Source organism: Ferrimonas senticii DSM 18821 (assembly GCF_000422665.1).
Taxonomy (GTDB): domain Bacteria; phylum Pseudomonadota; class Gammaproteobacteria; order Enterobacterales; family Shewanellaceae; genus Ferrimonas; species Ferrimonas senticii.
Genome location: NZ_AUGM01000007.1, coordinates 308,152 through 316,604, shown reverse-complemented (window position 1 = coordinate 316,604; position 8,453 = coordinate 308,152). Strand labels below are relative to the sequence as shown.

At 54.9% G+C, this 8,453-nt stretch carries 12 protein-coding genes; 5 read left to right on the top strand and 7 right to left on the bottom strand.

Annotated elements, in window-relative coordinates; translation table 11 throughout:
* Both G506_RS21340 and G506_RS0106900 read left to right on the top strand, forming a co-directional pair.
* Positions 1 to 403, top strand: a 403-nt coding sequence (locus G506_RS21340; protein ID WP_205619482.1) for an SPOR domain-containing protein, incomplete at its 5' end; no start/stop codon positions are given.
* Positions 404 to 438: 35 nt separating this feature from the next.
* Positions 439 to 1,248, top strand: a complete 810-nt coding sequence (locus G506_RS0106900) for a Dam family site-specific DNA-(adenine-N6)-methyltransferase (RefSeq protein WP_028116224.1) — start codon at positions 439 to 441, stop codon at positions 1,246 to 1,248.
* A gap of 10 nt (positions 1,249 to 1,258) precedes the next feature.
* Here the strand turns inward: G506_RS0106900 and G506_RS0106895 are convergent, their stop codons facing one another.
* The 3 genes from G506_RS0106895 to G506_RS20400 form a co-directional block, all read right to left on the bottom strand.
* Entirely contained in the window at positions 1,259 to 1,417 is a 159-nt protein-coding gene (locus G506_RS0106895; protein WP_338032042.1) for a DUF2970 domain-containing protein, read from the bottom strand.
* A 27-nt stretch (positions 1,418 to 1,444) separates the two neighbouring features.
* A complete protein-coding gene (locus G506_RS0106890; protein WP_028116222.1) occupies positions 1,445 to 1,651 on the bottom strand; it encodes a hypothetical protein in 207 nt (68 codons plus the stop codon).
* An 89-nt stretch (positions 1,652 to 1,740) separates the two neighbouring features.
* Positions 1,741 to 2,382 (bottom strand): TorF family putative porin, encoded by a 642-nt coding sequence (locus tag G506_RS20400; protein WP_051201964.1) that lies wholly within the window; start codon positions 2,380 to 2,382, stop codon positions 1,741 to 1,743.
* 202 nt (positions 2,383 to 2,584) lie between these two features.
* Between G506_RS20400 and rpe the strand changes: the two genes are divergently transcribed.
* From rpe to trpS, 3 genes are read left to right on the top strand one after another with little or no spacing between them, the layout of a single operon-like run.
* Positions 2,585 to 3,253, top strand: a complete 669-nt coding sequence (gene rpe, locus G506_RS0106880) for a ribulose-phosphate 3-epimerase (RefSeq protein WP_028116221.1) — start codon at positions 2,585 to 2,587, stop codon at positions 3,251 to 3,253.
* Positions 3,253 to 3,954, top strand: a complete 702-nt coding sequence (locus tag G506_RS0106875) for a phosphoglycolate phosphatase (protein ID WP_028116220.1) — start codon at positions 3,253 to 3,255, stop codon at positions 3,952 to 3,954. The genes rpe and G506_RS0106875 overlap by 1 nt, the downstream gene beginning before the upstream one ends.
* Positions 3,951 to 4,958 carry a tryptophan--tRNA ligase gene (gene trpS / locus G506_RS0106870; RefSeq protein ID WP_028116219.1) on the top strand — a complete coding sequence of 336 codons (1,008 nt, stop codon included), beginning with the start codon at positions 3,951 to 3,953 and terminating at the stop codon, positions 4,956 to 4,958. Before G506_RS0106875 ends, trpS begins: the two co-directional genes overlap by 4 nt.
* 80 nt (positions 4,959 to 5,038) lie before the next feature.
* Here the strand turns inward: trpS and dolP are convergent, their stop codons facing one another.
* From dolP to G506_RS0106850, 4 genes are read right to left on the bottom strand one after another with little or no spacing between them, the layout of a single operon-like run.
* Entirely contained in the window at positions 5,039 to 5,602 is a 564-nt protein-coding gene (gene dolP, locus G506_RS0106865) for a division/outer membrane stress-associated lipid-binding lipoprotein (RefSeq protein ID WP_028116218.1), read from the bottom strand.
* A gap of 2 nt (positions 5,603 to 5,604) precedes the next feature.
* The gene (locus G506_RS0106860; protein WP_028116217.1) at positions 5,605 to 6,192 is read right to left on the bottom strand and encodes a phosphoheptose isomerase; all 588 of its coding nucleotides are present in this window, start codon (positions 6,190 to 6,192) and stop codon (positions 5,605 to 5,607) included.
* A gap of 16 nt (positions 6,193 to 6,208) precedes the next feature.
* Positions 6,209 to 6,541, bottom strand: a complete 333-nt coding sequence (locus tag G506_RS0106855) for a YraN family protein (RefSeq protein WP_028116216.1) — start codon at positions 6,539 to 6,541, stop codon at positions 6,209 to 6,211.
* Positions 6,542 to 6,550: 9 nt separating this feature from the next.
* A complete protein-coding gene (locus G506_RS0106850) occupies positions 6,551 to 8,368 on the bottom strand; it encodes a penicillin-binding protein activator (protein ID WP_051201963.1) in 1,818 nt (605 codons plus the stop codon).
* Between the last annotated feature and the right edge of the window lie 85 nt (positions 8,369 to 8,453).

Here is an 8,453-nt window from a genome sequence, read left to right as displayed (position 1 = left end):
GCCAGAGCCAGAGCCAGAGCCAGAGCCAGAGCCAGAGCCAGAGCCAGTCGTCGCGCCAGCAGCAACCTTACCATTAGCTCAGATGGCGCTGGATCAGCGGCCGGCGGACAGCGTGGTGCTGCAATTGGCGGTTTACTCCTCAATTGAATTAGCCCGCGCATTTATCGAGCACAACCAACTGAGCCAAGCGCCGCTGTGGATCTACCGCAATCAACGGCAGCCGCAGCCATTTTATGTGGTGCTGTACGGTGGTTTTGCTGACCGTGCAGACGCCTTAGCGGCCGTAACCCAATTGCCGGTCGCGGTGCAGCAACTGCGGCCGTACGTAAAATCGATAGCGGCGGTGCAAAAAGAGCTCGCTTGGCAGCAACAAGTGGCTGAGTTCCTGTCGCAACACAGGTAGAATCCGCGGTTTACTATTTTTCGATAGATGGGCAGATGAGCAAATCCAGAGCGTTTTTGAAATGGGCCGGTGGCAAGTACAAACTGGCTGACCAGATCGCTGCCCGTTTGCCCGAGGCACAGCGGCTGATTGAACCTTTTGTGGGGGCGGGATCGGTGTTTCTTAATACCGATTTCGAACACTATCAACTGAGCGACATCAATCCCGATTTGATTGGTCTGTATAACATGCTTAAGCATAAGCCGGACCAGTTTATCGCCGACGCGGCAACGTTGTTCATCGATGCCAACAACGACAAACAGGTGTACTACGGCCTGCGCGCTGAGTTTAATCAGAGCACTTCGGTGTGGGATCGTTCGTTGCTGTTTTTGTACATGAACCGCTTTGGTTACAACGGCCTGTGCCGGTACAACAAAAAAGGCGGCTTCAATGTGCCATTCGGCTCTTACAAAAAGCCCTACTTTCCAGAGAAAGAGCTGCGCTTTTTTGCCGAAAAAGCCCAGCGGGCGACTTTCCATTGCGAGGGCTACGCTGAATCGATGGCTCGAGCGCAGCAGGGCGATGTGATCTACTGCGATCCACCGTATCTGCCGCTGTCGAACACCGCTAACTTCACCAGTTATGCTACCGGCGGCTTTTCGCTGGATGATCAGGCATTACTGGCGGATTGCGCCGCCGCCGCCGCGGCCCGCGGCGTGCCGACGCTGATCAGCAATCATGACACTCCGGTGGCGCGTAAGCTGTACCACGAGTCAACCATGGAAACCATTCAGGTGCATCGTTCTATCAGCCAAACTGCCAATGGCCGTAAGAAAGTGAACGAGTTGTTTGCGTTGTACCGCTAAGGTCGCGTGCTTAACTCAGTATCCATTGGACGATCGCCACGAGCGAGAGCACAAACAACGCAATCAGCAGGATGCCAACCACGATAAAAGGCAGGGGAGAGTGGCGCTGAAAGTCGCGCTGACGATTGGCCTCGGTTTGTACCCCAAACAGCGCGGCGATCACGCTCAATAACGTTTGGCTAAGCCGAATTGGCATTTAGAAGTGATTATTGTTGCTGGGGCGGTGCAGTAGCTCAAGCAGGTCGACAAAGTGCAACTGGCCGCTGCTGGCGATCCACTTCAACCAACCGACTTGCTGATCCGGCTCGAACTCAGCACCAGCGAATTTATCGACAGCAAACCAAGACGCTACCAGTAACAACAGCGTTAGCAATAAGGTTCGCTGTTTCAATCCTTTAGTCATAGTCGCTCCCTGCTTTGAACGTGAAGCGAGTATAACAACTGCAACAACCACTGGCCAATATCTGACCAGTGGTTGTTATACCAATTCGCTTAGAAGCTTACGCCAACACCGACTACGTAGGCGTCTTTGCTGTCTTCTTGGTAGACCGCACCGGCGAACAGTTCGACGTTGTCGTTCAGGCTGTAACCCAGTGTGACTCCCAGATCGTAAGCGCCATCGCCGGCATCAGGTTCGGCATAACCGGCATGGGTGCTGACCACCATGTTTTCCGCCACATCCAGATCGTAGTTACCTTCAAAGTAGTAGCTTTCCAAATGTTGATCGTAATGGGCGGCTAGGCCCAAGCCATACACATCACTGAAAATGGCGTATTCGGTGGTGTGGCCACCAACATCGGCGTAGTAGTAACGGGTAACGCTGGTACCAACGCTGATGTTGTCGTTTACCGCAAAGCTGTAACCGGCCCACCAGTCGATCTCATATTCAGTATCGCCGCCATTGTCGTAGCTGGAACCCCAGATGCCGGCGTATAAGCCGGATTCGTGTTCCAGATCGGCGCCCACTTGGCCGGCGACTTTGTCGTCCGAAAGGCTTACCCCACGGAACAGATAGTTGCTGACTAACGCGGCATTAAACGACAGTGAGGTGCCGGCGCCTAACTCGATGGCGGCGACGTTACTGCTGCCGCAAACCAAAGCGGCGATCAGGCTGGTTTTGATTAGATTGTTCATCATCTATCCCTTAGTGTGAATCGACCGTAATTTTAGCGGAATGGTCGAAGTGATTGCTAAAGCCGAGAATGAACCTAGGGGGTGTTTGTTACCTTAATGGGTAATTGTGGTTGCTGCAATGTAGCCATAAAAACCGATTTGGGTCTGATAAGGCAAAACGATAGAATGTGACCACTTTTTGCTATGGATCAGAGATAAGGTAATGACGAAGCATTTGATTGCACCATCTATTCTGTCGGCGGATTTTGCCCGCCTTGGTGAGGACGTAGCCAAGGTGTTGGCGGCCGGCGCCGACGTGGTGCATTTCGATGTGATGGATAACCATTACGTGCCGAACTTAACTATCGGGCCAATGGTGTGCCAGGCGCTGCGGGATTACGGCATCACCGCGCCGATTGATGTGCATCTGATGGTTAAGCCGGTGGATCGGATCATCCCTGATTTTGCCAAGGCCGGTGCCTCCATCATTACCTTTCACCCAGAGGCCAGCGAACATCTGGATCGCACCATTCAGCTGATTAAAGACCACGGTTGTCAGGCCGGTTTGGTGTTCAACCCGGCAACACCACTGCACTACTTAGATTACGTGATGGATAAGCTCGATGTGATTCTGCTGATGTCGGTTAATCCGGGCTTTGGCGGCCAATCATTTATTCCAACCACCATCGATAAAATTCGTCAGGTTCGTCAGCGTATCGATGCCAGCGGCCGTGATATTCGCTTGGAGATCGACGGTGGTGTTAAGGTCGACAATATTGCTGAAATCGCCGCCGCCGGTGCCGATATGTTCGTTGCCGGCTCGGCGATCTTCAGCCAGCCGGACTACAAGGCGGTCATCGATCAGATGCGCGCCGAACTGGCCGCTGTCTGATGGCTAATAATCCTATCCGTGCCATCGCCTTCGATCTGGATGGTACCTTAGTTGATTCGGGCCCAAGCTTGGCCGCGGCGATGGCCGAGGCATTAGTGGAAGTTGGGCGAGCGCCTTGTACTCACGCCGATGCCTTAAGCTGGATTGGCAACGGCGCCTTGATGCTAACCAAGCGAGCGCTGTCGAATGCCATCGAGCCGGATCCGCAGCTTGAACCGCAGCTTATCGAGCAAACTTTAGCGGCGTTTAACCGCTGCTACGCCGGCCACCAACCGTCGCCACAAATGCTGTATCCACAGGTTGCTGAGGTGCTAGCGATACTCAAACAGCGCGGTTATCGGATCGCGGTGGTTACCAACAAACCAAGCCAATTTGTTGCCGAGATCCTCGCTGCTACTGGCATCGCCAGCTACGTTGAGTGCTGGTATGGCGGCGACTGTTTGCCGGAACGCAAGCCCAGTCCGCTGGCCCTAACTACGCTGCTAGAGCGCTGGCACCTCAATCCATCGCAGCTATTGATGGTCGGTGATTCGCGCAACGATATCCAAGCAGCGCAAGCGGCGGGGTGCGCCAGCGTAGGTCTGACCTATGGCTACAACTATGGCGAACCGATCGCATTGGATCGACCAAGCCACGTTTATGATCATTTCAATCAACTGCTGGCACTGCTGCCGGCGTTAACAGAGAACTGCGCACAATGAGCAAACCAATCGTATTGAGCGGCGCCCAACCATCGGGTGGCCTGACCTTAGGCAACTACATGGGAGCACTGCGCCAGTGGGTGAATCTGCAGGAGACCCATGACGCTCTGTACTGCGTAGTTGATCTGCATGCCATCACCGTGCGCCAAGATCCGGCCAAACTGCGTGAAGCCTGCATGGACACTTTGGCGCTGTACTTGGCGCTGGGCATCGATCCAAACAAGTGCACCCTGTTTATTCAGTCGCACGTGCAAGAGCACACCCAACTGGGCTGGATCCTCAACTGTTACACCCAGATGGGCGAACTGAACCGGATGACTCAGTTCAAAGACAAGTCGGCTCGCCACGCTTCTAACATCAACTCTGGCTTGTACACCTACCCAGTGCTGATGGCAGCTGATATTTTGTTGTATCAAGCCAATGAAGTGCCGGTGGGTAACGATCAGAAGCAACATCTGGAGTTGGCGCGGGATATCGCCACTCGCTTTAACAACCTGTACGGTGACACCTTCGCGATCCCAGAGCCGCACATCCCAGAGGCGGGTGCTCGGGTAATGAGCCTGCAGGATCCAACCAAGAAGATGTCGAAGTCGGACGACAACGCCAACAACCGCATCGGCCTGTTGGAAGATCCGAAAGTGATCCTGAAGAAATTCAAAAAAGCGCTGACCGATTCTGAAGATCCAGCGGTAGTGCGGATGGATTGGGACAACAAAGCCGGTGTTTCTAACCTGATGAGCATCTACTCGGCCACCTCTGGCAAAACCTTTGCCGAGATCGAAGCCGAGTTTGAAGGCAAGATGTACGGTCATTTGAAGATCGCCACTGCCGAATCGGTAATCAACCTGTTGGAGCCGATGCAGCAGCGCTTCAAAGAGATCCGCGCCGACCAAGGTTACCTAGACCAAGTGATGAAAGCTGGTGCTGAAGCCGCCCGTGCGCGCGCCGCGGTCACCATCGATAAGGTCTACAACGCCATCGGCCTGCCAGCGATGCCACGCTAATCGCGTCCTCTAGCGCTAGATACGACAAGACCGGCCATTGGCCGGTCTTTTGTTAACGGTGCTCGGTAAGCGAATTGGTATTACAGGTATTCGAAGATCTTCACCACTTTGGTGACACCGGCGGTGTTGCGAGCAATATCAACCGCGCGGTCAGCCTGCTCGCGGCTTACCACGCCCATCAAGAACACTTCGTTGTTTTCGGTAACCACCTTGATGCGCATCGAGTTGAGCTCGCTGTCCATCAACATCCGCGATTTGACGTTGGAGGTGATCCAGCTGTCATGGGACCGAGCCATCATCCCCAGTGGCGTGCCCTGACGCAGCTGATCGTGGATCTTGGTGATGCCACCGACCTGCTTGATCACTCCCAGCGCCATCTCATGCAGGCGCTGATTGGGGACCTGACCGACCACCAGCAGTTGCTGGTTGATGCTGGTGACGCTAACTCGGGTTTGGTTGGTCAGATCGTTGTATTTGTTGAGCTGGGCGTTTACTTCCAACTCGATGGTGGAATCGTCCATCTGACTGCTGACGCTGCGGTTGTCGTTAACCACCATGGCGGTGCCGACGGTACCGGCGACAATCGCCGCAGCACAGCCGCTGAGCTGAGTTAATACCAGTAATGCCGCCAATAGACGTAGCATGATCAGTCCTCCTGCGGGAACAGGGTGCGGTCGATGGCATCGCCAAGGCAATGGATCGCCAGCGAATGCACTTCGTGGATGCGTGGAATGCGGTTGCTCGGAACGCGCACCTCAACATCGCCATCGCTTAACAGTCCGGCCATGGCGCCGCCATCACGGCCAGTCAGGGCGATGATGGTCATATCGCGGTTTACCGCCGCTTCCATCGCTTTGATGACGTTATGGGAATTACCACTGGTGGAGATCGCCAGCAATACATCGCCGGATTGCCCCAGCGCCCGCACCTGTTTGGAGAAGATCTCATCAAACGAGTAGTCATTGCCAATTGAGGTAATGGTTGAGGTATCGGTAGTCAGCGCAATCGCCGGTAAGCTCGGGCGCTCTGTTTCAAAGTGGTTCAACAGCATGGCGGAAAATCGCTGTGCTGAATCGGCATTGCCGCCGTTGCCGCAGGCCAAAATTTTATTGCCGTTAAGAAGACACTGCACCATCACCATTGCGGCGCGCTCTAGCGGTTCTGGCAACGCCTCAAGGGCATCGATTTTGGTTTGAATGCTTTCTGTAAAGCTCTCTTTGATCCGCTCAAGCATGGGGGCGAACTACTCCTTAAAAGGCGTTTTGAATCCAATTGATGTTATCGCCTTCGATGGCGATAACATCAAACCGGCATGGCTGCTCTAGCGAACCATGCTGCTGTAAATACCAATGCGCACACTGGCGCAACTTGCGTTGTTTGCTGGCGGTGATTGCCGCTAAAGCGCCGCCAAAGTGTTGCTGTTGGCGATATTTCACCTCGACAAACACCAAGTGTTGCTGATCTTGCATCACCAGATCCAGTTCGCCAAAGCGGCATTGGCAATTGGCGGCAATAAAGCGCAGTTGTTGCCGCTCTAAAAAGCGTCTGGCTTGTTGCTCGTAAGCCTGGCCTTTGGCACGCACCGTGGTTGTTTACTCGACTATAACCAGGCCGTTGCGTTGATACTGCGACCAGCTTAGGCGTCGACTGAGCTGGCCATCGGCAGCCACCACCAGTTCACCGGACAGACCGACGGTGGGGTAGCCGGCAAAGGCGCGCATCTGGGCGAGACGATCGATTAAGCTCCAGCTGTCGTAGCCCATGGCATACAAACGCTGCAGTGGCAGCGGTCGGTCTGGCCATAACTGTTGCACTTGTTGACGTTGACTGTTGTCGCTCAGTAGCCATGGCATTTCGCTTAAATTCAGACCACGCAGCTCTTCGGCTAAGTTGGCATCATCAAGACTGCCATGAGCACGGCTGCTGCTGTACTGTGCCAAAGGCTCGGCAAATACCGCTAGGCTGACGTCGACAAAAGGTTTCAGCAGGCGCACCTCTTCGGCACTGGCCACCAAATAGACACTGTCGATATCGCGGCGGCTGCGAAAATCCGCTTGGGTGTTACTGCCAAATAACTGTTTGATGCGGCTGATGCGTTGATTACTTTGGTCGACGTGCAGTGCTTGCTGCACCGATTGGCGCATCTGTGCGCTCTGACCGAAGTAGTGGATCTCAACGGCGTCGCCATCCTGCTGCCATTGCTCGACGAACGCTTCGGCCATGCGTTTGCCAATGCTGTTACTGGAGGCCAGCACCAGCGGTTGCTTTAGACCTTGCTCCGCGATCCGCTGTGCTGCTTGCTGCGCTTCGGCCTCTGGCGTTAGCGCAAAGAAGTACAGATTTTGGTGGCTGCTGGCCAAGTCGCTGTGGTTCAGCGCCAGCAGTGGCACCTCGCCATCGTAAACCGCCAATACTTTATCGAGATTGCCCTTCAGCAGCGGGCCGATAACGAACTCGGCGCCTTGATCGAGCGCCTGCTGATACGCCTCGGCGGCGTCAATGACGTTGGTATCAATGAATTGCACTTGGCGATTACTGGCCTGGCTAAGCAAGTTCGCCAGCAGGCCATCTTGCAGTGCCCGTGCTTGTGATTGCACTTTGCCGGTTAGTGGCAGCAACACCGCGACCTTACTTGGCTGGTAGGGCTGAACGTTGATGGTGCGATCCAAACTGGCTGGCAGTTTGCGTGCTGCAGGGTGAGCCGGATGAGTCTGCTGCCATGCGGCCAACTGCTGCAACATGGTGGTTGGATCCATGCTGTATTGCTGGGCGATACTGGCCAATTGCAGCCAGCCTAGCCACTGCGGATCTTGGCTCTGGGTTTGCAGGCTCAGTAGTTGTTCGGTATCCACCTGCACCAACGCTTGCCACAAACTGTCCCAGTTGCCTTGCTGTTGTTGCGGCGCTAGATAGTCGCTCAGGCGATGATGGCCAAAGGCAACATTAATGGGGTCTGCCAGTTGTTGATGGGCGGCAATCTCGGTTTGCAGAGCATCGCGCCACTGGGCCGCTGGCAGCGACCAGCCGCTTGGCCATTGCAGCAACGACAGTGCCCCTTGAGGGTTGCCATCTTGCAGGGCTAATTTGGCGGTAAGCAGTCGCGATTCAGCGGCGAGGGTGCCGCTGCTGGGCAGCATCGCTTGAATGCGGTTAAGCAGTTCCCGTGCGGGCTGCGGCTGGCCTTCATTGAGGTAACTGCGTGCCGCCAACAATAAAAAGCTTAAGCGCCGTTCGCCGCTGCTGGCATCGGCCAATTGCAGATATTGAGTCGGAGTATCACTGGCAACGCCCAGCGCCACTGGTGGCAAGACCGGTTCTACCGATTGTGGGGCGCTGGCGCAGCCGACGAGGGTGGCCATAAGCAGACCGACGGCGGTCTGTTTGAACGAGGACAGATAAAGGCTTTTCACCAGCGAGATCCACTCTGATAAACTTAGCCCCTTAGTTTAACCCCCTGATTGGCGTAAACCAATTGGCTTACCTCCTAAGGTTCTC

Bases quoted from the DNA above. Each gene is read 5' to 3' on its own strand.
- G506_RS0106900 (WP_028116224.1), top strand. From the start codon at position 439: ATGAGCAAATCCAGAGCGTTTTTGAAATGGGCCGGTGGCAAGTACAAA.
- G506_RS0106890 (WP_028116222.1), bottom strand. From the start codon at position 1,651: ATGACTAAAGGATTGAAACAGCGAACCTTATTGCTAACGCTGTTGTTA.
- G506_RS20400 (WP_051201964.1), bottom strand. From the start codon at position 2,382: ATGAACAATCTAATCAAAACCAGCCTGATCGCCGCTTTGGTTTGCGGC.
- rpe (WP_028116221.1), top strand. From the start codon at position 2,585: ATGACGAAGCATTTGATTGCACCATCTATTCTGTCGGCGGATTTTGCC.
- G506_RS0106875 (WP_028116220.1), top strand. From the start codon at position 3,253: ATGGCTAATAATCCTATCCGTGCCATCGCCTTCGATCTGGATGGTACC.
- trpS (WP_028116219.1), top strand. From the start codon at position 3,951: ATGAGCAAACCAATCGTATTGAGCGGCGCCCAACCATCGGGTGGCCTG.
- dolP (WP_028116218.1), bottom strand. From the start codon at position 5,602: ATGCTACGTCTATTGGCGGCATTACTGGTATTAACTCAGCTCAGCGGC.
- G506_RS0106860 (WP_028116217.1), bottom strand. From the start codon at position 6,192: ATGCTTGAGCGGATCAAAGAGAGCTTTACAGAAAGCATTCAAACCAAA.